18 protein-coding genes and 2 pseudogenes are annotated in these 23,793 nt (G+C 71.0%); 19 read left to right on the plus strand and 1 reads right to left on the minus strand.

Going from position 1 to position 23,793, the window contains the following annotated elements; all coding sequences use genetic code 11:
• Nucleotides 1-112: 112 nt before the first annotated feature.
• The 8 genes from aspS (at nucleotide 113) to rpsD (ending at nucleotide 10,440) form a co-directional block, all read left to right on the plus strand.
• Entirely contained in the window at nucleotides 113-1,948 is a 1,836-nt protein-coding gene (gene aspS, locus JOE55_RS00350) for an aspartate--tRNA ligase (RefSeq protein ID WP_204781661.1), read from the plus strand.
• A gap of 45 nt (nucleotides 1,949-1,993) precedes the next feature.
• Nucleotides 1,994-2,788, plus strand: coding sequence for an alpha/beta hydrolase (locus tag JOE55_RS00355; protein ID WP_204781662.1), 795 nt, complete (start codon nucleotides 1,994-1,996; stop codon nucleotides 2,786-2,788).
• 39 nt (nucleotides 2,789-2,827) lie between these two features.
• Nucleotides 2,828-3,304, plus strand: coding sequence for a D-aminoacyl-tRNA deacylase (gene dtd / locus JOE55_RS00360; RefSeq protein ID WP_204781663.1), 477 nt, complete (start codon nucleotides 2,828-2,830; stop codon nucleotides 3,302-3,304).
• Between the two features lie 104 nt (nucleotides 3,305-3,408).
• Entirely contained in the window at nucleotides 3,409-4,926 is a 1,518-nt protein-coding gene (locus JOE55_RS00365; protein ID WP_204781664.1) for an AAA family ATPase, read from the plus strand.
• 109 nt (nucleotides 4,927-5,035) lie between these two features.
• Nucleotides 5,036-6,892: a glycerol-3-phosphate dehydrogenase/oxidase gene (locus tag JOE55_RS00370; protein WP_204781665.1), complete on the plus strand. Its 1,857-nt coding sequence runs from the start codon at nucleotides 5,036-5,038 to the stop codon at nucleotides 6,890-6,892.
• 3 nt (nucleotides 6,893-6,895) lie between these two features.
• Nucleotides 6,896-7,678 carry an MIP/aquaporin family protein gene (locus JOE55_RS00375; protein ID WP_204781666.1) on the plus strand — a complete coding sequence of 261 codons (783 nt, stop codon included), beginning with the start codon at nucleotides 6,896-6,898 and terminating at the stop codon, nucleotides 7,676-7,678.
• Nucleotides 7,679-7,783: 105 nt separating this feature from the next.
• Nucleotides 7,784-9,517: a glycerol kinase GlpK gene (glpK, locus tag JOE55_RS00380; protein WP_239546328.1), complete on the plus strand. Its 1,734-nt coding sequence runs from the start codon at nucleotides 7,784-7,786 to the stop codon at nucleotides 9,515-9,517.
• 287 nt (nucleotides 9,518-9,804) lie between these two features.
• On the plus strand, nucleotides 9,805-10,440 hold the full coding sequence (rpsD, locus tag JOE55_RS00385; protein WP_006213290.1) for a 30S ribosomal protein S4: 636 nt from the start codon (nucleotides 9,805-9,807) through the stop codon (nucleotides 10,438-10,440).
• A 138-nt stretch (nucleotides 10,441-10,578) separates the two neighbouring features.
• On the opposite strand, the gene JOE55_RS00390 is transcribed toward rpsD, so the two are convergent.
• Entirely contained in the window at nucleotides 10,579-12,381 is a 1,803-nt protein-coding gene (locus tag JOE55_RS00390; RefSeq protein WP_204781667.1) for a S8 family peptidase, read from the minus strand.
• Between the two features lie 302 nt (nucleotides 12,382-12,683).
• Here JOE55_RS00390 and JOE55_RS12965 point away from each other — a divergent pair.
• The 11 genes and pseudogenes from JOE55_RS12965 to nusB form a co-directional block, all read left to right on the plus strand.
• Nucleotides 12,684-13,022 (plus strand): annotated as a pseudogene (locus JOE55_RS12965) (DUF948 domain-containing protein); the annotation flags it as partial.
• Between the two features lie 383 nt (nucleotides 13,023-13,405).
• Complete coding sequence (locus JOE55_RS00400; RefSeq protein WP_204781669.1) at nucleotides 13,406-13,819, plus strand: hypothetical protein; 414 nt, start codon at nucleotides 13,406-13,408, stop codon at nucleotides 13,817-13,819.
• A 73-nt stretch (nucleotides 13,820-13,892) separates the two neighbouring features.
• The gene (gene alaS / locus JOE55_RS00405; RefSeq protein WP_204781670.1) at nucleotides 13,893-16,580 is read left to right on the plus strand and encodes an alanine--tRNA ligase; all 2,688 of its coding nucleotides are present in this window, start codon (nucleotides 13,893-13,895) and stop codon (nucleotides 16,578-16,580) included.
• 10 nt (nucleotides 16,581-16,590) lie between these two features.
• Nucleotides 16,591-17,190 carry a Holliday junction resolvase RuvX gene (gene ruvX / locus JOE55_RS00410; protein WP_058870950.1) on the plus strand — a complete coding sequence of 200 codons (600 nt, stop codon included), beginning with the start codon at nucleotides 16,591-16,593 and terminating at the stop codon, nucleotides 17,188-17,190.
• On the plus strand, nucleotides 17,187-18,371 hold the full coding sequence (mltG, locus tag JOE55_RS00415) for an endolytic transglycosylase MltG (protein WP_204781671.1): 1,185 nt from the start codon (nucleotides 17,187-17,189) through the stop codon (nucleotides 18,369-18,371). The genes ruvX and mltG overlap by 4 nt, the downstream gene beginning before the upstream one ends.
• Complete coding sequence (locus JOE55_RS00420) at nucleotides 18,368-19,258, plus strand: shikimate dehydrogenase (protein ID WP_204781672.1); 891 nt, start codon at nucleotides 18,368-18,370, stop codon at nucleotides 19,256-19,258. The genes mltG and JOE55_RS00420 overlap by 4 nt, the downstream gene beginning before the upstream one ends.
• Nucleotides 19,259-19,357: 99 nt before the next feature.
• Nucleotides 19,358-20,605, plus strand: a complete 1,248-nt coding sequence (gene aroC, locus JOE55_RS00425; RefSeq protein WP_204781673.1) for a chorismate synthase — start codon at nucleotides 19,358-19,360, stop codon at nucleotides 20,603-20,605.
• The gene (locus tag JOE55_RS00430; RefSeq protein WP_204781674.1) at nucleotides 20,602-21,189 is read left to right on the plus strand and encodes a shikimate kinase; all 588 of its coding nucleotides are present in this window, start codon (nucleotides 20,602-20,604) and stop codon (nucleotides 21,187-21,189) included. The genes aroC and JOE55_RS00430 overlap by 4 nt, the downstream gene beginning before the upstream one ends.
• A 75-nt stretch (nucleotides 21,190-21,264) precedes the next feature.
• Nucleotides 21,265-22,350, plus strand: coding sequence for a 3-dehydroquinate synthase (aroB, locus tag JOE55_RS00435; RefSeq protein WP_006213280.1), 1,086 nt, complete (start codon nucleotides 21,265-21,267; stop codon nucleotides 22,348-22,350).
• A gap of 111 nt (nucleotides 22,351-22,461) precedes the next feature.
• A complete protein-coding gene (efp, locus tag JOE55_RS00440) occupies nucleotides 22,462-23,025 on the plus strand; it encodes an elongation factor P (RefSeq protein ID WP_006213279.1) in 564 nt (187 codons plus the stop codon).
• Nucleotides 23,022-23,429 (plus strand): annotated as a pseudogene (nusB, locus tag JOE55_RS00445) (transcription antitermination factor NusB); the annotation flags it as partial. The gene efp and the pseudogene nusB, both read left to right, overlap by 4 nt.
• Nucleotides 23,430-23,793: the final 364 nt, after the last annotated feature.

The raw sequence follows: 23,793 nt of genomic DNA on the forward strand, positions 1-23,793 counted from the left end.
AACCCGCCATGAACGGGCCCGGGGTCGGCTGTCGCCCTCGGACACCGCAGAGGCCGTCGGCGCATCCTGCCGGAGAGGCCCCACGACGACCACGACCAGAAGGAAGTCCCACGTGCTGCGCACTCATCGACTCGGCGAGCTGAACGCCGAGCTCATCGGAGAGACCGTCACCCTGACCGGCTGGGTGGACCGTCGTCGCGACCACGGCGGCGTCGCCTTCCTGGATCTGCGCGACGCCTCCGGCGTGGCCCAGGTGGTCGTGCGCGATGAGAAGGACTTCCACCCGCTGCGCAACGAGTTCGTGCTGCAGATCCAGGGCACCGTCGAGCGCCGCCCGGAGGGCAACGAGAACCCGAACCTGCCCTCGGGCGAGATCGAGGTCATCGCCGAGACCGTCACCGTGCTCAACACCGCGGCCCCGCTGCCGTTCCAGATCGACGAGCACGTGGAGGTCGGCGAGGAGGCTCGCCTCAAGTACCGCTACCTGGACCTGCGCCGCCCGGAGCCGGCCCGCATCATGCGGCTGCGCTCGGAGGCCTCGCGCGTGGTGCGCGAGCTGCTGCACCAGCAGGACTACCTGGAGGTCGAGACGCCCACGCTGACCCGCTCCACCCCGGAGGGCGCCCGCGACTTCCTGGTGCCGGCGCGCCTGGCCCCGGGCTCCTGGTACGCCCTGCCGCAGTCGCCGCAGCTGTTCAAGCAGCTGCTGCAGGTCGGCGGTCTCGAGCGCTACTTCCAGATCGCGCGCTGCTACCGCGACGAGGACTTCCGCGCCGACCGCCAGCCCGAGTTCACGCAGCTGGACATCGAGGCCTCGTTCGTCGAGCAGGACGACGTGATCGAGCTCGGCGAGGCCATCGTCAAGGCGCTCTGGTCGCTGATCGACGTGGAGGTGCCCACCCCCATCCGCCGCATGACCTACGCCGAGGCCATGGAGAAGTACGGCTCGGACAAGCCCGATCTGCGCTTCGGCCTGGAGCTCACCGAGCTGACCGAGTACTTCAAGGACACCCCGTTCCGCGTGTTCCAGGCCCCGTACGTGGGTGCCGTGGTCATGCCCGGCGGCGCCTCCCAGCCCCGACGCACGCTGGATGCCTGGCAGGAGTGGGCCAAGCAGCGCGGTGCCAAGGGCCTGGCCTACATCCTCTACAAGGAGGACGGCGAGTTCTCGGGTCCGGTGGCCAAGAACATCACCGACGAGGAGAAGGCCGGCCTGGCCCAGGCCACCGGCGCGCAGCCCGGCGACTGCATCTTCTTCGCCGCGGGCGAGGCGAAGCCCTATCGCGCCCTGCTGGGTGCTGCGCGCGTGGAGATCGGGCACCGCACCGGGCTGATCGACCCGAACGACTGGGCCTTCGTGTGGGTCGTCGACGCCCCCATGTTCGAGCCGGCCTCCGACGCCGTAGCCTCCGGGGACGTCGCCGTGGGCTCCGGAGCGTGGACCGCCGTGCACCACGCGTTCACCTCCCCGCGCCCGGAGTACCTGGACACGTTCGACGAGAACCCCGGCGAGGCCCTGGCCTACGCCTACGACATCGTGCTCAACGGCACCGAGCTCGGCGGCGGCTCGATCCGCATCCACCAGCGCGACGTCCAGGACCGGGTCTTCCGCGTCATGGGGCTGTCCGAGGAGGAGGCCCAGGAGAAGTTCGGCTTCCTGCTGGACGCCTTCTCCTTCGGCGCGCCCCCTCACGGCGGCATCGCCCTGGGCTGGGACCGCGTGATCGCCCTGCTGGCAGGAGCGGACTCCATCCGCGAGGTCATCGCCTTCCCCAAGACCGGCAACGGCTACGACCCGCTGACGGCCGCGCCCGCGCCCATCACCGCGCAGCAGCGCAAGGAGGCGGGCGTGGACGCCAAGCCCGAGCCGCAGGCGAAGAAGGCGGCCGCTGCGGAGGACGTCCGCGAGGATCAGGGCGAGCAGCCCTCGGCGCCGACCGAGGGCTGAGCGGGTCCGCCCGCCGCGCCAGGACCACCACGACAGGAGCCGAGCATGGCCCAGCAGGACATCATCCTGATCCACGGCACGTGGGGCAGCGGCGAAGGCTGGGGCCCGTTCGCCGATGAGCTGCGCGGGCTCGGGCTGCGCGTGCACACGCCCACGCTGCGCCATCACGGCACGCCGCAGACCCACGACGTGTGGGATCTGGCGCAGAAGGTGCGGGCGCTGAGCCTCACCGACTACGTCGATGACCTGCAGCGCGAGGTCGAGCAGATGGAGACCGCCCCGATCATCCTGGGCCACTCGCTCGGCGGGCTGCTCGCTCAGCTGCTGGCTGCCCGGGTGCCGAACGCCGGTGTCGTGCTGCTGTCCCCGGCGCCCAGCCGGGGCATGTTGGCTCTCTACCCGTCGATGCTGCGGCTGTGGGGGCCCCATGCGTTCACCTGGCTGCTCAGCCGACCCATGTGGCCGGTGTCGCTGGAGACCTTCGACAGGCGGATCGCCAACGTCCATGACCGTCAGGACAACGCGCAGCGTCATCGCGCGCATTGCGCAGAGTCGGGACGGGCCTACCGGGAGATGAGCCTGTGGTTCCTCGATCGGGCGCACGCCTCGGCAGTGGATCCGGCGGATATCCAGAGCCCGGTGCTGGTGGTGGGCGGCACGGAGGACCGCTGCGTGGCCCCGGGCATCGCCAAGGCGACCGCGCGCCGGCTGGGCGACGGCGCGCAGCTGCGCATGATGCGCGGTGCCGATCACGAGATGGCCTCCGGCGAGCACATGCCCGAGACCGTCCGCCTGATCGAGCAGTGGGCCCGGGAGCACCGCCTGGTGTCCAGCAGCTGAGATCGCGGGCGGGCGCAGGACCGTGATGGACTGGGCGTCATGCGAGTCATCCTGCAGCGAGCGCGCGGCGCCTCCGTCACGATCCCCGGTTCCGACGGCCCCCGGACGGTCGGGTCCTTCGACGGCCCCGGCCTGGTGGCCCTCGTGGGCGTGACCCACGGCGACGATGCCGAGACGGCCGCCGCCCTGGCCGAGAAGACGGCCGGTCTGCGGATCATGTCCGATCACGAGCGCAGCGAGATCTCCTGCGCGGATCTGGGCGCTCCGGTGCTGGTGGTCAGCCAGTTCACCCTCTACGGCGACGTCCGCAAGGGCCGGCGTCCGTCGTGGTCTCAGGCGGCCCCGGGCGAGGCCTCGGAGCCGATCGTCGAGGCGTACGCGCAGAGGCTGCGCGAGCTCGGGCTCGAGGTCCCCACCGGCGAGTTCGGGGCGGACATGCAGGTCAGCCTGGTCAATGACGGCCCCGTGACCCTGATCCTGGACTCAGAGCAGCTCGGCCGGCCGCGGCGCGACTGAGGGGTCTTCCTCCGCGGGCCCCGTCGGCCGTGATCGCGCTGCGAGCCCATGGGCGCGATGGCCGTCGCGCCTGCGGTGTCGGAGGCCGCCCCTAGCCTGAGAGGGTGACGAGCCAGACAGACACCTCGCTGTTCGATCTCAAGCCGGAGCCGGACCCCGATCCGGACCCGGAGTCCGTCGCCGCGCCGTCGCAGAGCCGCGGGGCCGCCCGCTCGCGAGCAGGAGGGCGCCGCTCGCCGTCTCCGCTGGCGGTGCGCATGCGCCCGCGCACCCTGGACGAGGTCGTGGGCCAGAAGCACCTGCTGCGCCCTGGCTCGCCGCTGCGCGTGCTGGCCGGCGAGGACACCGGCCCGGCCGGACCCAGCTCGATCATGCTGTGGGGGCCGCCCGGCACCGGCAAGACCACGATCGCCCACGTCATCGCCCGCGGGCCGCACCGCAAGTTCGTGGAGCTGTCCGCCATCACCGCCGGCGTGAAGGACGTCCGCCGGGTCATGGACCAGGCGCTCAAGGACCGGGACCTGCACGGGCGCACCACCGTCCTGTTCCTGGACGAGATCCACCGCTTCACCAAGGCCCAGCAGGACGCCCTGCTGCCCGGCGTCGAGCGCGGATGGGTCGTGCTCGTGGCAGCGACCACCGAGAACCCGTCCTTCTCGGTGATCTCCCCGCTGCTGTCCCGGTCGCTGCTGCTGACCCTGCAGCCGCTGGAGCGGCAGGACATCGGGGAGCTGATCGACCGCGCGGTGGACGATCCGCGCGGTCTCGACGGCGCGGTCACCCTGCAGCCGCGGGCGCGCGAGCACCTGCTCGAGCTGTGCGGAGGGGACGCACGCAAGGCCCTGACGGGGCTGGAGGCGGCTGCGGCCGTCGCGCTCTCCGAGGCGGCCGCGCCGGACTCCGAGCAGCCCGCCGCAGCCGAGGACGACGGCGAGCCGGAGACGCAGGAGGCCGATCCGGAGACTCCCGAGGCCAGTGGAGTCCCGGAGGTGACCGTCGAACACACCACGGAGGCCATGGACCGGGCAGCGCTGCGCTACGACCGCGACGGCGATCAGCACTACGACGTCATCTCGGCCTTCATCAAGTCGATCCGCGGCTCGGACGTCGATGCCTCGCTGCACTACCTGGCCCGGATGATCGAGGCCGGGGAGGACCCCCGGTTCATCGCCCGGCGGCTGATCATCTCCGCCTCGGAGGACATCGGCACCGCAGATCCCACCGCCCTGCAGACGGCGGTGGCCGTGGCCCAGGCCGTGCAGCTGATCGGCATGCCGGAGGGGCGGATCCCGCTGGCGCAGGCCACGGTCCTGCTGGCCACCGCCCCCAAGTCGAACGCCTCCTACCTGGCGATCGACCAGGCCATCGCCGATGTCCGCGCGGGCAAGGCCGGTCCCGTGCCCCAGCACCTGCGCGATGCCCACTATCCGGGCGCGCAGTCGCTGGGCCACGGACGCGGCTATCAGTACGCCCACGACGCCCCCAACGCCGTGGCCGCTCAGCAGTACCCGCCGGATGAGCTGGTGGGCCGGGACTACTACCTGCCCACCGCCTACGGCCATGACCGAGACCTGCAGCAGCGCACGCGCAAGCTGCGCGGCATCATCCGCGACGGCCCCTGACCGGCGTTGCGCACCACTTGAGCCCCAATCATGATTATCGTCACATGGGACGCCGGGTATCGGGCACCGAGCTCGCGCGGACCGCGTGACAGGAGGAGAGGAAGACCCCATGGCGAACAGCACCTTCACCACTGACCGATCTGCGCTGAACCCCGACTCCCGCGCTCGCGCCCTGAAGCAGATGGAGAACGGCCCCGAGCTCGACGTCCTCGTGGTCGGCGGCGGGGTCACCGGCGCCGGCATCGCCCTGGATGCGGCCACCCGCGGCCTGCGGGTGGGGATCGTCGAGGGCCAGGACTGGGCCGGGGCCACATCGCGCTGGTCCTCCAAGCTGGTCCACGGCGGCCTGCGCTACCTGCAGCAGCTCGACGTCAAGCTCGTCGCGGAGGCGCTGGGGGAGCGCGAGCGGCTGCTGTACACGCTGGCCCCCCACCTGGTGGAGCCCGTCCCGTTCCTCTACCCCCTGCACCGCGGCTGGGAGCGCCCGTACGTGGGCACGGGCATCGGCCTGTACGACACCCTCGCGCATCTGAACTCCAAGGTGACCTCGCTGCCCAAGCGCGAGCACCTGAGCACGGAGGAGGTGCTCGAGCAGTTCCCCGACTTCCGCGAGGACGCCTCCGTCGGGGCCTTCAAGTACTGGGACGCCAAGGTCGACGACGCCCGCCTGGTGCTCACCCTCATCCGCACGGCCGCCGCCAACGGGGCCCTGGCGGCCAACCGCGCGGAGGTCATCGACCTGCTGCGCGAGGACGACGAGTTCCAGGACGGGCAGAACGTCGTGGGCGCGCTGGTGCGGGACAAGGAGACCGGCCGCGAGTTCGCGGTGCGCGCCTCGACCGTCATCTCCGCCACCGGCGTGTGGACGGAGAGCCTGCAGGAGCTCAGCGGAGCGGATGCGGGACTGAAGGTGCTGGCCTCCAAGGGCATCCACATCGTGGTGCCGCGCGAGCGGATCCGCGGCGACGTCGGGCTGATCCTGCAGACGGAGAAGTCCGTGCTGTTCGTGATCCCGTGGGCGCATCACTGGATCATCGGCACCACCGACACCCCCTACGAGCAGTCCCTGGACACCCCCGCGGCCACCGGGGCGGACATCGACTACGTGATCGAGCACGCGAACCAGGTGCTCGCGGATCCGCTGACCCGCGACGACGTCATCGGCGTCTACGCCGGCCTGCGCCCGCTGCTGCAGCCGGTGACCCGCGACGGCCAGGAGACCGCCTCCACCAAGGTCTCGCGCGAGCACACGGTGATGGAGCCGGTGCCGGGGCTCGTGAGCATCGCCGGCGGCAAGCTGACCACCTATCGCATCATGGCCCAGGACGCAGTGGACCTGGCCCTGGGCGAGGAGGAGGCGCAGAAGCGCCCCTCGATCACGGACCGCACGCTGCTCCACGGCGCTGACGGCGTCTTCGGGCTGCGCGCGCGGATCCCGCTGCTGCTCGAGGAGCTGCGCGCCGACTCCCAGGACCCGGAGATCTGGACCGAGCAGCGCCTGAACGACCTGATCGCCCGGTACGGCTCGGACCTGCATGCCGTGCTGGCGCTGATCCAGGAGGACCCGTCCCTGGAGCGGCCTCTGGAGGGCGCACCGGTCCACCTGCGCGCCGAGATCGTCCACGCCTGCCGGGCCGAGGGCGCACTGCACCTCGAGGACCTTCTGGACACCCGCACCCGCCTCACCTATTCCGCACCCCATCACGGCGATGCCGCCGTCGACGAGATCGCGGATCTGGCCGCGGCCGAGCTCGGCTGGGACGGCCAGCACCGCGATCGGGAGGTCGAGGCCTACCGCTCCCGCAGCGCCGCCGAGGACGCAGCGGCACGGACCGAGGACGACCCGGCGGCCGAGCACGCTCGCGAGTCCGCCGAACCGGTCGTGGAGGGGCTGCGCGTGCGCACCGTCCACGGCGACGACCAGCAGGGGGCGCGCGACCGCGACGCCGAGACGATCGGAGACTGATCCATGATGGGCATCCACGGGCAGGCACTGCTGCCCCAGGCGCAGGAGGCGGCCGAGATCGGCCTCGGTCAGGTCTTCTTCTCGGAGATGGTCGGCACAGCGGTGCTGATCATCCTGGGCGGAGGCGTGGTGGCCAACGTCCTGCTGCCCCGGACCAAGGGCCACGACGGCGGCTGGCTCCTGATCAGCTTCGGCTGGGGGCTGGGCGTCTTCGCAGGCGTCTACCTGGCCTGGGCCTCGGGGGCGCACCTGAACCCCGCCGTGACCATGGGAATGCTCGTCTCCGGCGCCGAGGAGTACGCCCCCGGCGTGGCCGTCAGCGCGGCCTCCACGGCGGTCTACTTCGTGTCCACGATCCTGGGCGCGTTCCTGGGAGCGGTCCTCGTCTGGCTGGCCTACAAGAAGCACTACGACGCAGCCGATGACCCCGGCGCCATCCTCGGCACGTTCTCCACCGGCCCGGAGATCCGCTCCGCCCCGTGGAACGTGATCACCGAGGTCATCGCCACCTTCGTCCTGGTGGCCGTGATCCTCGTCTTCGGCGAGACCCCCTCCGAGCTCGGCCCGCTGGCCGTGGCCTTGCTCGTGGTCGGCATCGGCGCGAGCATCGGCGGGCCCACCGGCTACGCCATCAACCCCGCCCGCGATCTCGGTCCGCGCATCGCCCACGCCGCGCTGCCCATCCCGGGCAAGGGGGGCTCCGACTGGTCCTACGCCTGGGTCCCGATCGCCGGGCCCCTGATCGGCGCCGTCCTGGCCGGGCTGCTCGTGCGCGCCATGGTCTGACCTGTTCGCCCCGGGGCCCATGCCCCGTCCCGACCCATCCGCAGGCCACCGAACACGGCCCACCCACCAGCGGTCCCCGAGGGGATCCGAGCCCAGGAGACGACGATGTCCCAGAGCAGCAAGAAGGCAGAAGCCGAGACCAAGGACGAGCGCAGGCGCAGCAGCGGCTCGGCCAAGAAGGCGGCCACGGGCGCCAGCCCCAAGCCGAAGAGGGCGGCATCGTCGGCCTCCGCGAAGTCCTCGGCGAAGGGGAAGGCCTCGTCGGCCACGGCCTCCGCCACGAAGGCGTCGTCGAAGGGGTCTTCCAGCAAGGGGCTGGATCCGGAGAAGACCCACGTCATCTCGATCGACCAGGGCACCACGAGCACCCGGGCGGTCGTCTACGACCAGAAGGGCCGGGCCGTCTCCTCGGCCCAGCTGGAGCACAAGCAGATCTTCCCGCGCGCCGGGTGGGTCGAGCACGATGCCAAGGAGATCTGGCGCAACGTCCGCAAGGTCGTCGGCGATGCCCTGGCCGATGCCGACATCTCCGCCGACCAGATCGCCGGTGTGGGCATCACCAACCAGCGCGAGACCACGGTGGTGTGGGAGAAGGAGACCGGCAAGCCGATCCACAACGCGATCGTCTGGCAGGACACCCGCACGCAGAAGGCCGTGGACGATCTGGCCGACAAGCACGGCGAGGAGCTGTTCCGGGAGCGCACCGGCCTGCCCCTGGCCAGCTACTTCGCCGGGCCCAAGATGGCCTGGATCCTCGATGAGGTGAAGGGCGCCCGCAAGCGCGCCGAGAAGGGCGAGCTGCTCGCGGGAACGATCGACTCGTGGCTCGTGTGGAACATGACCGGCGGCAAGCCGGATTCGGTGCACATCACCGATGTCACGAACGCCTCGCGCACGCTGCTGATGAACATCGACACCCTCGACTGGAACGAGGACCTCTGCAAGAAGGTCGGCGTGCCGGTGAAGATGCTCCCGGAGATCCGCCCCTCGCTCGAGGTCTACGGCGAGGTCCGTCGCCGGGGCCTGCTGCACGGCGTGCCGATCGCGGGCATCCTGGGGGACCAGCAGGCGGCCACGTTCGGGCAGGCCGTGTTCGAGCCCGGGATGATCAAGAACACCTACGGCACGGGCAACTTCGTGCTCATGAACACCGGCACGGAGCTCACGCGCTCGGACAACGGGCTGATCACCACGGTGGCCTACCAGATGGAGGACCAGAAGCCCGTCTACGCCCTCGAGGGCTCGATCGCGGTGACCGGCTCGCTCGTGCAGTGGCTGCGCGACAACCTGGGCCTGATCTCCTCGGCCTCCGAGACCGAGAAGCTGGCCGCGGACGTCGAGGACAACGGCGGGGCGTACATCGTGCCGGCGTTCTCAGGCCTGTTCGCCCCGCATTGGCGCCCGGACGCCCGCGGCGTGATCGTGGGCCTGACCCGCTACGTGGACAAGCGCCACATCGCCCGGGCCGCTCTCGAAGCGGCGGCCTTCCAGTCGCGCGACGTGGTGCTCACCATGGACACCGACGCCGACGCTGCGCCGAAGGAGATCCGCGTGGACGGCGGCATGAGCGCCAACGACCTGCTGATGCAGTTCCAGGCCGACCTGCTGAACACCACGGTGATCCGGCCCAAGAACATCGAGACCACCGCGCTGGGCGCTGCCTACGCGGCCGGCATCACCGTCGGGTTCTGGGACGGCATCGACGACGTCGCCGCCGCCTGGGAGGAGGACAAGCGCTGGGAGCCCACCATGAAGAAGAAGGAGCGCGAGCGCCTGGCCCGCAACTGGGACAAGGCCGTGGAGCGCACCCTGGGCTGGATGGACGACGACGTCCTGTGATCTCCAGCTCCTCCTGACCTGCCACCTCGGGCGTCCCCGTTCGGGGGCGCCCGAGCTGGTAAGGTGGCACGTCGGCCGGCAAGGCCCTGCCTCGCGCACCTCGGACGTGTCCCAACCGCACGGACCCGGGAGCTCGAGCAGGTGACCTGCAGCGTGAGGGGATTGCGGCTGATCCCCAGCTCTCCGCACGGAAAGATGCCGTGACGGAGGCCGTGCCGAACAGATTGCACTGCGGATCGCAGCACTGCTGTGCCGGATCCGCAGCGCCCGCATGAAAGGGGACCATCGTGTCCAACAACGCCAATCGCGCGCGCCGCCAGGTGCGCAAGTCGCGTGCCCTCGGCATCGCGCTGACGCCGAAGGCCGAGAAGTACTTCGAGCGCCGTCCGTACGGTCCGGGCGAGCACGGCCGTGCCCGTCGCAAGCAGGATTCGGACTACAAGGTCCGCCTGCTCGAGAAGCAGCGTCTGCGCGCGCAGTACAACATCCGCGAGAAGCAGATGCACCGCGCCTACGTCGAGGCCAAGCGCCGCGAGGGCCGTACGGGTACGAACCTGCTGACCCTGCTCGAGTCCCGTCTCGATGCCCTGGTCCTGCGTGCCGGCTTCGCCCGCACCATGGCCCAGGCCCGTCAGCTCGTCGTGCACCGCCACATCATGGTCGACGGCCAGCGAGTCGATCGCCCGTCGTTCATGGTCAAGCCCGGCCAGATGATCCACGTGCACTCGCGCTCGGAGAAGATGGCTCCGTTCCAGGTCGCCGCCACCGGCGCGCACCAGGATGTCCTCCCGGACACCCCGGCCTACCTGGACGTCGCGATCGACAAGCTGCAGGCGACCTTCACCCGCCTGCCGGAGCGCTCGGAGATCCCCGTGACCTGCGAAGAGCAGCTCGTGGTCGAGTACTACGCCCGCATGGCCTGATCCAGGCCTGCACCCGGTCGGCCGCTCTTGCGGCCGTCCTGTCGGCGGAAGGGCCCGCACCGTCCTCGGACGGTGCGGGCCCTTCGTCATGTCCGTCCCGGTCAGCCGCGCAGCGGCTCACCGGGACGGAGGCGATCTTCAGTGCTTGTGCGGCGTGCGGCTCACGGCGCTGGCGGCATTGACGATCCCGGAGCCGTAGAACCCGTTGAACTCCGCGGTGCCCTCGCACGGCGCCGTGTAGGAGGCATCGCGCCCGGGATAGGAGACCACCGGGGCGTCACAGGCCTTCTCGTGGGCGGAGAGCTCGAGCAGCTTCTCGGTGCGGTGCGGCTGCAGCTTCACCCCGCCGAGCTGGCGATCGGGCTGGCCCTGGGAGCCGATGATCAGCGCGGCGACTCCTGTGGCGTGCGGGGCGGCCATGGAGGTGCCCTGCATGTGCTCGTAGTAGGCGCACTGTCCGGCGGCGTCGCACTCGCTGACGATGAACGGGTCCGTGGACTCGCCCTTCTCATCCAGCACGCCCATCTCCCGGACCACGACGGCCGGGACGGCCGCCAGGATCATGTTCCCGGGCTGGCGCCCGCGCGGGGTGCCGTCGTAGTCGCGGAAGTACCCGCCCGGGGCGGCGACCGTGGTCTGCTCGGTGCCGTAGTTGGAGTAGTCCGCCTTGATCCCCGACGGCCCCACGGCGGAGACGCTCAGCACGCCGTCGCCCTCGGTCGGGATGTCCAGGCAGGAGTTGTCGATCGTGCGCTCACGGGCCTGGCCCTCGGGGAAGTCCGGGCTCGAGTCGTCCACCTGCGGGTTGCCCAGGTCCATGTGGGAGTTGCCCATGGCGGCGATCAGCGTCACCCCGTGGGTCTTCGCGTAGCGCAGCGCCCGGTTGGTGGCCTCGATTGTGAGCTGCTGCTGCGCCTGCTCCTCGGGGCTGTCGGCCGGGTTGGCCGTGCAGTTGAAGGCCCAGGGATCGATGTAGTAGCTCATGTTGACCACGTCCACGCCGACGGTGGGGGCATAGGTCAGGGCCTCGAGCGTCGGCTCCAGGAAGAAGTAGCCGCTGTCCTGGCCCACGCGCAGGTTCACGATCTCTGCGCCCGGGGCCACGCCCTCGATGCCCAGCCCGTTGACGGGGGAGGCGATCGTGGAGGCCACGTGGGTGCCGTGACCGCCCTCGTCCACGGTGCTGCCGTCCTCGCAGGAGCCGTCGGGATCCTCGGCGCAGGCGCCGTCGATCTCTGGGATGTCGGTGGTGAAGTTGCGGGAGAGGCCCGTGTTGAGGTTGGGGGCGATGTCCGGGTGCGTGCCGTCCACTCCGGTGTCCATGACGCCGACCCGCACGCCCTTGCCGGTCTGGGTGCGGTGGGCCTGGTCGGCATCGATCATGTCGAGGTTCCACTGCCGGCTGCGCAGGGGGTCATCGGCGGTCGTGGGCTCGGGGCGCTTCTTCGCCTGCCCCGGCGGCACCCGTCGGTTCTCGGGGTCGGCCTTCACCGCCGGGCGGTCGGCACGGGCGCGCTCGACATCGTCCGTGTCCTTGCGCCGCTGCTGCGCCTGGGCATCCGGGGTGTAGCCGATGACTTGGTCGTCCATGGTGCCGGCGATGGCGGCGGAGGATTCCAGGCGCTCGTCCAGATCTGAGGGGCCGTTGACGGTGAACAGGCCGATCGCGTCATTGCGCTCGGCGACCTCGCCGCCGGCCGCTTCGATCGCTGCGACGGCCTGAGCGGCGCTGACGCCCTCTGCGGCGAGCACGAGCTGGCGCTGTTCGCCCGTCTCGGCGGCGGGTGCGGCGTAGGCGGGCAGCAGCCCGCCGGAGGACGTCAGGGCCATGGCCGAGGTGGCGATGAGTGCCGCGACGGCGCGGGAGCGACGGCGGCTGCGGACGGGCGTCGGCGTCTGGGCGCCGCCGCGCGGCGCGCGGGAGGGTGTGGTGCGGTGCATGGATCCCCCTTGATCCGAGAGCTGAACACCGGTTCTCCGGTGTGGTGCACCTCACAGTACACACTTGTATGCGCTGGTCACGGAGGGGCCGGCGCGTCATCGGACGGAAGGGTGCTGGGGCGCGTCTTCAGCGGACGCCACGAAGTCCTCATCACAGCTGGCCGCGACGATCGTGACCTTTTGGTTACAGTTGGACCCGCACTGCACGCCCTGCCGCCGACTTCCGTCCGTCGTCGGGACGTGCGGCCCAGGGCAGGTTCTCCCGATCTCTGCCGCCGCCGAGCAAGGAGCACTCCAATCACATGACCGGAGGAGACATCGCCGGGCTCATCGCCGCCGGCGTGTTCGCAGTGCTCGTCGCTCTGCTGGCGGTCCCGATCGTCAAGCTGGGCCGCGTCTTCGATGAGCTGCGGATCCTGATCCGCGACCTCAACGACGAGACCGAGCCGCTGCTCGAGGAGGTCACGCGCACGGTCGCCACGACCAACTCGCAGCTCGAGAAGGTCGATGTCATCACCGACAGCGTCTCGGACGCCTCGGCCAGCATGTCGGCCATGACCTCCCTGGTGGCCTCGACCGTGGGCCAGCCCATCATCAAGACGGCCGCGTTCTCCTCCGGGGTGCGCCGGGCCTTCAGCGGCGATGCCGTGCGGGCCCGTCGTGAGGAGCGCCGCAGGGCCCGCGAGGCCGAGCATGCCGCCCGCCCGGGTGCCGCCGAGGACCTGGATCGCACCGAGACGGCACCGACCGATCACGCCGGCTCCTTCCCGCGCGACGAGCAGTCCGTGCCGGGACGCACGGCCCCCGCTCATGGGATGCCCGTGAGCGAGCAGGGCGGTGCCTGGTGGGAGGGCACGGAGTGGGATACGGATTCGCCCTCCGACGGCCCCGAGACGGGCGCCTCATCCGCGCAGCGGCCCCAGGGTGAGAGCATGTTCGGGGAGTCCGTCGAGCGCAGCTCAGCACGGCGCGATCCCGACCAGGCCGACCAGCCCGAGCGCCGAGACGCGGAAGGACCCCACGCATGAGCGCATTGACCAGGCTCGCCGTTCTGGCGGCAGGCGCCGCCGTGGGCGCAGGTGCCGGTCGGGCCGTCGGCAGCGACCGCGGTCGACGGGCGCTCGCCCAGGCTGTCGAGCGCGGGCGCGGCGCCGTCGAGCCGGCCCATCAGGGCCTCGAGGTGCCCGTGCGGGAGAACCGGCTGGGCACACGCGTGCTGCGCGTAGTCCAGGACATCCGCGCGGGCATGGACCAGGCCGAGACCGAGCTGCGGGATCAGCTCGGCGGCTCCGGTGCAGGAAGCCGCAGCGAGGCTGCGGCAAAGCGGCTGAGCGGGCGCGCTGAAGCTGAGCTCCAGCCCGGGCTCCGGGCAGACGAGCAGACGATCATCGAGCACGACGACCACGCGATTGTCGAGAGCTCCCGCGGCGGGTCCTGACCCGCGACGCACGGATCGGCTCCTGCCGATTCCCCCACAGACCGACACGATTCCAGAGGACCAAGAGGACAACATGCTGACCCACGAGATCACCGAGCGCTGGCTGAGCTTCTTCGAGAAGAAGGGACACACGGTCGTGCCGTCGGCGTCCCTGGTCTCGACCGCGCCCGGTTCGATGTTCACCATCGCGGGCATGGTCCCCTTCATCCCGTACTTCCTGGGCCAGGAGCAGGCGCCGTACGACCGCGCGACCTCCGTCCAGAAGTGCATCCGCACGCTCGACATTGACGAGGTCGGCAAGACCGCCCGCCACGGCACGTTCTTCCAGATGGCGGGCAACTTCTCCTTCGGCGACTACTTCAAGGAGAAGGCCATCCCGTTCGCCTGGGAGCTGCTGACCAGCTCCGTGGAGGACGGCGGCTTCGGGCTGGATCCCGAGCGGCTGTGGATCACGATCTACGAGCACGACGAGGAGTCCTACGAGCTGTGGCGCGAGACCGTGGGCGTGCCGGATGAGCGCATCCAGCGCATGCCCAAGGAGGAGAACTTCTGGGACACCGGCCAGCCGGGCCCGGCCGGTCCCGACTCCGAGATCTTCTACGACCGCGGCCCCCGCTACGGCAAGGAGGGCGGCCCCGCCGCGGATGACGACCGCTACATCGAGATCTGGAACCTCGTGTTCATGCAGTACCAGCGCGGCGAGGGCAGCGGCAAGGACTACGAGATCCTGGGGGATCTGCCCAAGAAGAACATCGACACCGGCATGGGCGTCGAGCGCATGGCCATGCTGCTGCAGGGCGTGGAGAACTTCTACGAGACCGACCAGGTCCGTCCCGTCCTGGACGCCGCCGAGAAGCTCTCCGGCCGCAAGTACCGCGGCTCCGAGAACCCCGGGGACGAGGGCTACGAGGACGACGTCCGCATGCGCGTGGTCGCCGATCACGTGCGCTCCTCGCTGATGCTCATCGGCGACGGCGTGGTGCCCGGCAACGAGGGCCGCGGCTACATCCTGCGCCGCCTGCTGCGCCGCGCGATCCGCGCCATGCGCCTGCTGGGCGTGACCGAGCCCTGCCTGCCGACTCTGCTGCCGGCCTCCTCCGAGGTCATGGGCAAGGTCTACCCGGTGGTCAAGGACGACTTCGAGCGCATCTCCCGGATCGCCTACGCCGAGGAGAAGGCGTTCCTGAAGACGATCGAGTCCGGCACGGCTCGCCTGGACCAGGCGGTCTCCGCGGCCAAGGCCCAGGGCGGGTCGGTCGGCGGTGCCGATGTCTTCGCCCTGCACGACACCTACGGCTTCCCGATCGACCTGACCCTCGAGATGGCCGCCGAGGCCGGTGTCGCGGTCGACGAGACGGCCTTCCGCTCCCTGATGGAGGAGCAGCGCCAGCGCGCCCGCGCGGATGCCAAGGCCAAGAAGGGCGGCTTCGAGGACCTCTCGGTGCTGCGCGCCCTGCAGGAGCAGCGCGGCTCGATCTTCACCGGCTACGACGAGTTCTCCACCGCGACCACGATCCGCGCCCTGCTCGTGGACGGGCAGACGGCTCCGGCCGCCTCCGAGGGCCAGGAGGTCGAGGTCGTGCTCGAGACGACCCCGTTCTACGCCGAGTCCGGCGGCCAGGCCGCAGATACGGGCACGATCTCCGGCGACGGCTTCGTGATCCGGGTCGCGGACGTCCAGCAGCCCGTCAAGGGCCTGTCGGTCCACCGCGGCAAGGTCGTCTCCGGCGAGGTCGCCGTGGGCTCCGAGGTCACGGCCGCGATCGACGTCCGCCGCCGCCGCGACGGAGAGATGGCGCACTCGGCCACGCACATCGTCCACGCGGCGCTGCACGAGGTGCTCAGCCCCGAGGCTGTCCAGCGCGGCTCCTTCAACAAGGAGGGCTACCTGCGCTTCGACTTCAGCTGGGGCGAGGGCCTGACCACGGCGCAGAAGCAGGAGGTCGAGGGCCTGGCCAACGCCGTGATCCACGACGACCACGAGGTCTTCACCCGTGAGATGCCGCTCGACGAGGCCCGCGCCCTGGGCGCCATGAGCCTGTTCGGCGAGAAGTACGGCGACGTCGTGCGCGTGGTCGAGATGAACGGCGAGTGGTCGCGCGAGCTGTGCGGCGGCACGCACGTCGATGACACCGCGCAGATCGGCTCGCTGTCGCTGATCTCGGAGGGCTCCGTGGGCTCGGGCAACCGGCGCGTGGAGGCCCTGGTGGGCCTGGACTCGTTCAACCACTTGGCCGCCGAGCGCACGCTCGTCAGCCAGCTGAGCGACATGCTCAAGGTGCAGTCCTCGCAGGAGCTGCCCGAGCGCCTCCAGTCGACCCTGGACAAGCTCAAGGAGACGGAGCGCCAGCTCGGCGAGCTGCGCCGCGAGAAGCTGCAGGCGCAGGCGGGCTCGCTGCTGGATCAGGCACAGCAGATCGGCTCGCTGACGGTGCTGGCCCATGACATGGGCGAGGTCTCCGGAGCGGACGACCTGCGCGCACTGGCCCTGGACCTGCGCGGGCGCCTGAATGATCGTGCCGCCGTCGTGGCCGTGACCGGTGCCTCCAACGGGCGTCCGCTCGTGCTCGTGGCCACCACCGAGGCCGCCCGCGCGGCCGGAGCCAAGGCCGGGGCGCTCGTGCGCACCGCCGCAGGCGTGCTCGGCGGCGGCGGAGGCGGCAAGGACGACCTCGCCCAGGGCGGCGGCCAGGACCCCGCCCGCACCGGGGCTGCGCTCGAGGCCATCCAGGCCGAGCTGCGCACCGGAGCAGGGGCCTGAGGCCTTGGCCGTGTCCTCCGAACAGCTCAGCGCGCAGGCGCCGACGGCCATCCGGCCGGGTCGGCGCCTGGGCGTCGACGTCGGCACCGTGCGCGTGGGCGTGGCCCTGTCCGACCCCGAGAGCATCCTGGCCACCCCGCTGACCACGCTCGAGCGGGACCGCCGCAAGGGCTTCGACATCAAGCTCGCGGCCAACCTGGTCCACGAGCACGAGGTCGTCGAGGTCGTCGTCGGGCTGCCGCTGGCCATGTCCGGCAGGCACACCGACTCCACGCGCGCGGCGATCGCCTGGGCCCAGGGGCTGCAGCGGCGCCTGGCGGCCAAGGGCTGGTCGGTGCCCGTGCGCATGCTCGACGAGCGCTGGAGCTCCACCGAATCCCATCGCGCCCTGCTCCAAGCGGGCGTGTCCCGACGCGAGCATCGGGACAAGGTGGACCGCCAGGCGGCGGTCACCATCCTCGAGGCCGCACTGTCCATGATCCATCGTTCCGGCGGGCTGGCCGGAGTGGAGGTTCCCCCCGCTGACGGAGCCGACGCCGGTTCCGGAGCACACCAGACCACGGTCGCCTCCGCGGAGACGACCGCCCATCCGGAGGGAGACCTGTCGTGAGCGACCAGGACCCGCGCACTGACGCGCACGCCGAGGACTCGGCCGGCCCCAGCGGGGGGCCGCGGCGCGAATCGCGCGAGATCTCGGGTGCCTTCGAGGCCGAGAACCGCTCGCCCGACGAGCTGCGCCGCCTGACCAAGAAGCACAACATGTCCCTGATCGGGGCCATCGCCCTGTTCACGGTGGCCGTGGTGCTGACCGTGACCGTGCTGGGCACCACCTTCGGATGGTTCGAGCGCCACGACTACCGCGGCGAGGGCGATGACCCGGTGACCTTCACCGTCCAGGAGGGCGCGACCGTCGACCAGGTCGCCGTCGCGCTCGAGGAGGAGGACATCGTCGCCGACGGCGAGCGCTTCATGGAGGTGTTCAACGAGGGCCATGCGGGCGACTTCGTGCAGCCGGGGGAGTACGAGCTCAATCGCCAGATGAGCTCGGATGCCGCCGTCTCGAGGCTGATGCAGGAGGAGGAGGCGACCGACTACGCCGCCGTCCCGCGCACGGTCCGCATGGACGAGACGTTCCAGATCCTCTCCGAGTCCACCGGGCACTCGGTGCAGGACTTCGAGGACGCCGCCGAGGATCCCACGCAGTACGGCATCTCGGACGAGTTCCCCACGATCGAGGGCTACCTGCACCCGGGCGAGTACCGCTTCCCGCTGGATGCCACCCCGGAGGAGATCCTCCAGGAGATGGTCGACTCCACGAACAGCGCGCTCGAGGACGCAGGCGTGGCCGAGGAGGACGAGTTCGAGATCCTCACCGTGGCCTCGATCGTCGAGTTCGAGGGTGTGCCTGACATCTACGACGACGTCGCGGGAGCGATCTACAACCGCCTGGACAACCCGGACGCCGGAACCGGCGGGCTCATCCAGTCGGACGCCTCGGTGGCCTACGGCCTGGGCGAGACGACCGTCCACATCTCCGAGGAGGAGAAGAAGGACAAGTCGAACGAGTACAACACGTACGCCAACCCGGGCCTGCCCGTGGGCCCGATCGGCTCGCCGAGCACCGAGGCCATCGACGCGGCGGCCAACCCGGCGGAGAACGACTACTACTACTGGGTCACGGTCAACCTCGACACCGGCGAGACGAAGTTCGCCTCCACGCTCGAGGAGCACGCGGAGAACGTCGACGAGTACCAGCAGTGGTGCTCCGAGAACGAGGACAAGTGCCAGTGAGCACTGCCCACGCGGGGGTGGCCGGCCATCCGATCGGCCACTCCCTGTCGCCTCGGCTGCACGAGGCCGCCTACCGGGTGCTGGGGGAGGCGATCGACTACCGGGCCTACGACCTCGAGGAGGGCGAGCTCACCGGCCAGATCGCGCTGCTGCGCCAGGATCCGGCCTGGCAGGGGATGTCGGTGACCATGCCCCTGAAGCCGGAGGCCGCCGAGCTGGCCGACGAGCTGAGCGATCAGGCGGCGGTCGTCGGCACGGTCAACACGTTGCGCCCGCAGCCCGACGGCTCCCTGCTGGGGCACAACTCGGACGTCGCCGGGATCGCGGCGTCGCTGCGGGCGGCCGGCGCGGTTCCGGAGGGTGCGCGGGCCTCGGTGCTCGGCGGCGGCGGGACGGCCACGGCGGCCCTGGCCGCCCTGCAGCAGCTGGGTGCCGAGGAGGTCGAGCTGTGGGTCCGCTCGCCGCAGCGCGCCGGGCGCGCGGTCGAGGCCGCTGAGCGCCTCGGGCTGCCGCTGCGGATCCGGGACTGGGATGCCGCGGCGGAGCATCTGGCCGGATCGGATCTGGTGGTCTCGACCCTGCCGCCGCACGGCGCCGATGACCTGGCCGCGCAGCTGGCCTCGGTGCGCGGGCGCAGCACCGGTGGAACCCTGCTGGATGCCGCCTATGACCCCTGGCCCTCGGCGCTGGCACGGGCATGGCAGCGGGCAGGGGGCACGGTGGTCCCCGGGCTGGATATGCTCGTGCTGCAGGCACTGGATCAGATCCGGCTGTTCACCGGTCGCTCGATCGGCCAGCCCCTGCCCCAGGAGCACGCGGTGATCCGCGCCCTGTGCACCATCGCCGGGCGGCCCGAGCTGGCCGAGGCGGTCCTGCGCAGCTCCTGAGCCCCTTCGGGGCACGAGCTGCGCTCGGCACGAACGCAGAGGAATCACCCACATGCTCCCGCGACCGCGCGTGGAGCCCAGGACGAAGAGAGGCTGAACATGCTGCGCTGGCTGAGTGCTGGTGAGTCCCACGGAGAGGCCCTCGTGGGCATCATCGAGGGCGTTCCCGCCGGGGTCAGCCTGACCTCGGCCGACATCCAGGCCGCGCTGGCCCGACGCCGCCACGGCTACGGCCGCGGCGCGCGCATGAAGTTCGAGCAGGACCGCGTGCGCCTGCTGGGCGGCGTGCGCCACGGCCTGACCCAGGGCGGTCCGGTGGCGATCGAGATCGCCAACACCGAGTGGCCCAAGTGGGAGACGGTCATGTCCGCCGATCCCGTGGACCCTGCGCTGCTCGAGGGCCGCGCCCGCAATGCCGCGCTCACCCGCCCGCGTCCCGGTCACGCCGACTTCACCGGCATGCAGAAGTACGGCCACGACGAGGCCCGTCCGGTGCTCGAGCGCGCCTCGGCCCGGGAGACCGCCACGCGCGTCGCCCTGGGTGCCGTGGCCGCTGCGATCCTCGAGGCACTGGGCGTCGGCCTGGTCTCGCACACGACCGCTGTGGGCGGCGTCGAATCCCCGATCGACGCGGCGCGCCCGGTGCCCGGCGACGTCGAGGCCCTGGACGCCGATCCGCTGCGCTGCCACGACGCCGAGACCTCGGCGAAGATGGTCGAGGCCGTCGACGCCGCGCACAAGGACGGTGAGACCCTCGGCGGCGTCGTCGAGGTCCTGGCCTACGGGCTGGCCCCCGGGCTGGGCTCCTACGTGCACTGGGACCGCCGCCTGGACTCGCGCCTGGCCGGTGCGCTGATGGGCATCCAGGCGATCAAGGGCGTGGAGGTCGGCGACGGCTTCCTCACCGCCGCGCGTCCCGGCACGCAGGCCCACGACGAGATCATGATCGGCGACGACGGCCGCGTGCACCGCGTCTCCAACCGCGCGGGCGGCATCGAGGGCGGCATGTCCATCGGAGACGTCCTGCGCGTGCGGGCTGCCATGAAGCCCATCGCGACCGTCCCCAAGGCGCTGCGCACCGTGGACATCGCCACGCGCGATGCCTCCCGGGCCCACCACCAGCGCTCGGACGTCTGCGCCGTGCCGGCCGCCGGCGTGGTGGCCGAGGCCATGGTCGCGCTCGTGCTCGCGGAGGCCGCGCTCGAGAAGTTCGGCGGCGACTCGATCGCCGAGACCGTGCGCAACAAGGACGCCTACCTGGCCGCGATCCCGGAGTCGCTGCGCTCGAGCGGCGAGCTCGGCGCGTTCGAAGGCACGGAGGGGCCTGCGCCGGAGCGCAACGCGTGAGCCGACGTCGTCGTCCCGCGGCCCCGGATCCTCAGTCGGATCTGGGGCCCTCCCAGGGCCCGATCGTGCTGATCGGGCCCATGGCCGCGGGCAAATCGCACCTGGCCAAGTACATGGCCCGGCGCTACGGCTACGGCTACGCCGACTCGGACTCGCTGATCGTGCAGCGCCACGGGCAGATCCCGCAGCTGTTCGAGGCCCGGGGCGAGGACGAGTTCCGCAGGATCGAGGCGGAGACCATCGCCGAGCTGCTGGAGGACGAGTCGCTGGCCGACTCGATCCTCTCGCTGGGCGGCGGCGCTCCCATGACGGCCTCGGTCGAGGCCCTGCTGCAGCACCAGATGGTCGCCTACCTGGAGATCGACGAGCGCTCCGTGCGCCGCCGGCTGCGTCGGGCGGGCAACCGCCCCATGCTCAAGGGAGACCCCGTGCAGCGCTGGCGCGATCTGATGGCGCAGCGCCGGGACACCTACGAGGCCCTGGCGGACATCCGCCTGAACGCCAGCGGCAACCGCCCGATCTCCAGAATCGCCGAGGACCTGCACGAGGAGATCCAGGCCCTGCGCCGCCAGGCCGCCGGCTGAGACCATCGAGACAGACCACCGCACGAACCGCTCGTGACGCGCCTCGTCGCGCGGAGCGCACAGCGAAGGAGAGCCATGACCACCACACGCATCCCCGTGACCGGCTCGCGCCCCGAGGACGAGTACGAGGTCCTCGTGGGCAGAGGCCTGATGGGCCACCTGGCCGAGATCCTGGGCAGCCGAGTCCAGAAGGTGCTCGTCATCCACCCGCAGGCCCTCGAGGCCAACGGCCAGGTGGTCGTCGAGCAGCTGCAGGGGGAGGGCTACCAGGCCTTCCAGGCCGTGATCCCGGATGCCGAGGAGGGCAAGCGCCTGGAGGTCGCGGGCTTCTGCTGGCAGGCTCTGGGCCAGGCCGATTTCACCCGCACCGACGCCATCGTCTCGGTCGGGGGCGGAGCAGTGAGCGATCTGGCCGGCTTCGTGGCCGCGACCTGGCTGCGCGGCATCCGCGTGGTGCACGTGCCCACGACCTTCCTGGGCATGGTCGATGCCGCGGTGGGCGGCAAGACCGGGATCAACACCTCCGAGGGCAAGAACCTCGTGGGCTCGTTCCATCCGCCGGCCGGCGTGCTGTGCGACCTCGACGTGCTGTCCACCCTGCCGCGCAACGAGCTGCTCACGGGCATGGCCGAGACGGTCAAGTGCGGGTTCATCGCCGATGAGCGGATCCTCGAGCTGATCGAGCAGCAGCTGGAGGAGGCCACCGACCCGGCCTCACCCGTGCTGCGCGAGCTCGTGGAGCGCACCATCCGGGTCAAGGCGGGCGTCGTCTCCGGGGACCTGCGGGAGGCGGGTGAGCGCGAGATGCTCAACTACGGCCACACCCTGGGGCATGCGATCGAGCAGAACGAGCGCTACCAGTGGCGCCACGGCGCCGCCGTCTCGGTCGGCATGATGTTCGCCGCTGAGCTGGGCCGCACCAACGGCACGCTCTCGGACGAGGTCGTGGAGCGCCACCGCAGCATCCTGGAGTCCCTGGGGCTGCCGGTCGCCTACCGCTTCGACCAGTGGCCCAAGCTGCTGGAGGTCATGAAGCGGGACAAGAAGACCCGCGGCGGCCTGCTGCGCTTCGTGGTGCTGGACGGCATCGCCCGTCCCCGCATCATGGAGGTGCCCGACCCGTCGATCCTCTACGCGGTGTACCAGGAGGTCGCGGTCTGAGGCCCCGACAGGCGCCGCCCCCGGGATCGCGGCGGCGCCCGCCTTGCTAGAGTGTCCTGCGATCCGCACCCGTCCGCGCTTTTCGGACGCCCCGGCGACGAGAGAGAGAGCATGGCCACCTCGAACGACATCAAGAACGGCACCGTCCTGAAGATCGACGGCAATCTCTGGAGCGTCATCGAGTTCCAGCACGTCAAGCCGGGCAAGGGCGGCGCCTTCGTGCGCACCAAGATGCGCAACATCACCTCCGGCAAGGTCGTCGACAAGACCTTCAACGCCGGCGCCAAGGTCGAGACCGCCACGGTCGACCGCTCCGAGTACCAGTACCTGTACAAGGACGGCGAGGACTTCGTCTTCATGGACAACGACACCTTCGACCAGGTGACCATCCCGGCCGCCGTGGTGGGAGATGCCGAGAACTTCATGCTCGAGGCCTCCAACGCCACCATCGCGTTCAACGAGGGCACCCCCCTGTACATCGAGCTGCCCCCGTCGGTCGTGCTCGAGATCACCGAGTCGGCCCCGGGTCTGCAGGGCGACCGCTCGACCGGCGGCACCAAGCCCGCCACCGTCGAGACCGGTTACCAGATCCAGGTCCCGCTGTTCGTCGAGGAGGGCACGCGCGTCAAGGTCGACACCCGCACGGGCGACTACCTCGGCCGCGTCTCCGAATGAGCGCACGCGGAAGGGCCCGCACCAGGGCTGTCGAGGTCCTCTTCGAGGCCGAGCAGCGCGACGAGCCAGCGCTTGAGGTCATGAGCCGGCGCCGCGCCCACGACGACAAGCAGCTCGGCGCCTACACGGAGGAGATCATCCGCGGGGTGCTGCTGCGCCGCCAGGAGATCGACGAGGCCGTGCAGACCTGGTCTCGCGGCTGGACGCTGGAGCGGATGCCCGCCGTGGACCGCACGCTGCTGCGCGTGGGGGCCTGGGAGCTGCTCTACAACGACGACGTCCCGGACGCCGTCGCCGTGGCCGAGGCCGTGGGGCTGGCCCGCGAGCTGTCGACCGACGACTCCCCGAACTTCGTCAACGGCCTGCTCGGGCGCCTGCAGAAGATCAAGCCCACTCTGCTGGCCGCCCAGCAGGCGGATCCCGAGGCAGCGGACCAGCCCACGGTGGCGCAGGTCCTGGCCGAGTCCGCCGAGCAGGAGCAGGGTGTGGCCCTGCCCGATTTCGACGAGGCCGAGCTGGAGGGCGCGCAGGTCCTTGCGCCCGGCTCCGAAGAGCAGGAGGAAGGCTCCGCAAGGCGCACCGACGCCTCCTGAGGCCGGCTCCAGGCCGACATGCACACGCGCGCACCGGTGCCCCGCACCGGTGCGCGCGCATGTCTGGGCCCCTGGCCGATGGCCGCACGAGCGGCAGAGCCCGTCCGGGGGACAGGGTCCCCGGTGCTAGGGTTGCCGTCGGCACAGCACCCTTTAAGTCCGTCCGGAGAGGCGG

It is taken from the genome of Kocuria palustris, from assembly GCF_016907795.1.
GTDB lineage: Bacteria > Actinomycetota > Actinomycetes > Actinomycetales > Micrococcaceae > Kocuria > Kocuria palustris.

Coding starts and splice junctions, on each gene's coding strand:
- JOE55_RS00355 (WP_204781662.1), top strand. CDS start 1,994: ATGGCCCAGCAGGACATCATCCTGATCCACGGCACGTGGGGCAGCGGC.
- dtd (WP_204781663.1), top strand. CDS start 2,828: ATGCGAGTCATCCTGCAGCGAGCGCGCGGCGCCTCCGTCACGATCCCC.
- JOE55_RS00370 (WP_204781665.1), top strand. CDS start 5,036: ATGGCGAACAGCACCTTCACCACTGACCGATCTGCGCTGAACCCCGAC.
- JOE55_RS00375 (WP_204781666.1), top strand. CDS start 6,896: ATGATGGGCATCCACGGGCAGGCACTGCTGCCCCAGGCGCAGGAGGCG.
- glpK (WP_239546328.1), top strand. CDS start 7,784: ATGTCCCAGAGCAGCAAGAAGGCAGAAGCCGAGACCAAGGACGAGCGC.
- JOE55_RS00390 (WP_204781667.1), bottom strand. CDS start 12,381: ATGCACCGCACCACACCCTCCCGCGCGCCGCGCGGCGGCGCCCAGACG.
- JOE55_RS00400 (WP_204781669.1), top strand. CDS start 13,406: ATGAGCGCATTGACCAGGCTCGCCGTTCTGGCGGCAGGCGCCGCCGTG.
- alaS (WP_204781670.1), top strand. CDS start 13,893: ATGCTGACCCACGAGATCACCGAGCGCTGGCTGAGCTTCTTCGAGAAG.
- aroC (WP_204781673.1), top strand. CDS start 19,358: ATGCTGCGCTGGCTGAGTGCTGGTGAGTCCCACGGAGAGGCCCTCGTG.
- aroB (WP_006213280.1), top strand. CDS start 21,265: ATGACCACCACACGCATCCCCGTGACCGGCTCGCGCCCCGAGGACGAG.
- efp (WP_006213279.1), top strand. CDS start 22,462: ATGGCCACCTCGAACGACATCAAGAACGGCACCGTCCTGAAGATCGAC.